The 1424-nt window shown below is 33.8% G+C and carries 1 protein-coding gene and 1 pseudogene; both read right to left on the bottom strand.

Features of this window, described 5'->3' with window-relative positions; genetic code table 11:
• A partial coding sequence (gene pheT, locus HG1285_RS01590) for a phenylalanine--tRNA ligase subunit beta (RefSeq protein WP_232219541.1) occupies window positions 1-1204 on the bottom strand: 1204 nt, incomplete at its 3' end.
• Window positions 1201-1424, bottom strand: a pseudogene (gene pheS / locus HG1285_RS01595) (phenylalanine--tRNA ligase subunit alpha); the annotation flags it as partial. The pseudogene pheS and the gene pheT, both read right to left, overlap by 4 nt.

Here is a 1424-nt window from a genome sequence, read left to right as displayed (position 1 = left end):
TTACCTTCTTAGGTTTATAAATATTAATATACACATCTTTTTCACCAACTGCTTTTCCTTCTGCAGTTGATAAAATAAGCTCAAGGGCTTTGTCCTGTGCATTAGGAAGGTTCTCAATATCAACTCCTCTTTCAAATCTGTAAGAAGAATCTGTTGATATTCCAAGTCTTTTAGCTGTTTTTCTTACAGATGAAGGGTCAAAATTTGCTGCTTCAAGAAGTATATTTTTCGTATTTTCATCAACTTTAGTGTTGTCTCCTCCAATAATTCCGGCTATTGCGACTGCTTTTTTATCATCAGCTATAACTATATCATTTTCGTTTAACGTGTACTCATTTCCGTCAAGTGCGATAATTTTTTCACCTTCTACTGCCTGCCTGATATGAATTTTGCCTTCCAATTTATCAAGGTCAAAGGCATGTAGTGGCTGTCCTTCTTGAAGGAGTATAAAGTTTGTAATATCTACAATATTGTTTATAGGTTTTTGACCGGATTTAATAAGTTTTAGCTGAATATCTAAAGGAGAAACTTCTACTTTTACATCTTCTATTATTATCCCTCTATATCTGTTGAGTCTGTCCGTTTCAATATTTATTTCTGGCAATCTCTCCTTCAAGATGGATACTACAGGGAGTTTTTCTATTCTTTTTTTACCAAAAATTGCTGCTATTTCCCTTGCAAGACCTCTAACACTTAATGCATCTCCTCTATTTGGAGTAATTTCTACTTCTATTATGTAGTCTTCCCCAAGGTCTAAAAGTTTTGATGCATCTACTCCGATAGGAGCATCTTTCCCAAGAATAAATAATCCTTCAGATGGAATGTCTATTCCAAGTTCTTCAAAAGATAAAAACATACCTTCTGAAGTTAAAGAGCCAAATTTTACAGGCTTTATTTCTCTGCCATTTATAACGGCTCCTTCTTTCGCAAGTACTACAATATCTCCTTCCTTTACATTTTTTGCTGCAGTTATAACCTGATATTCTTTCTTAGCGTCAGTTGCCTTACATACAAGAAGATTATCTTTTTCAGGATGTTTTTCTATAGATAAAATTTTTACGGTTGTTAGATTGGGGATATAGTTTCCAAACTTTTCATATGTAGACTCAAGTCCAGTTTCATTCAGCTTTTCAACTACTTTTTCAATATCCTCATCAAAATTTTCTATGAACTGTTTTACCCATTTATAGCTAACTTTCATCATATCCCCTTAAACTGAAGGTTAAATCTCATATCATTTGAAAAGAGAAGTCTTATGTCAGGAATCTGGTATTTTAGCATTGTTATTCTTTCAATTCCAAGTCCAAAAGCAAATCCAGTATATTTTTCTGTATCTATTCCGACTGCTTCAAACACATTAGGGTCAACCATTCCACATCCCAGTATTTCAAGCCAGCCTGTATTTTTACAAACCCTACAGCCTT

It is taken from the genome of Hydrogenivirga sp. 128-5-R1-1, from assembly GCF_000171895.1.
Note: the sequence above shows the minus strand (reverse complement) of the source record. Positions and strands in the feature narration are given on the sequence as shown.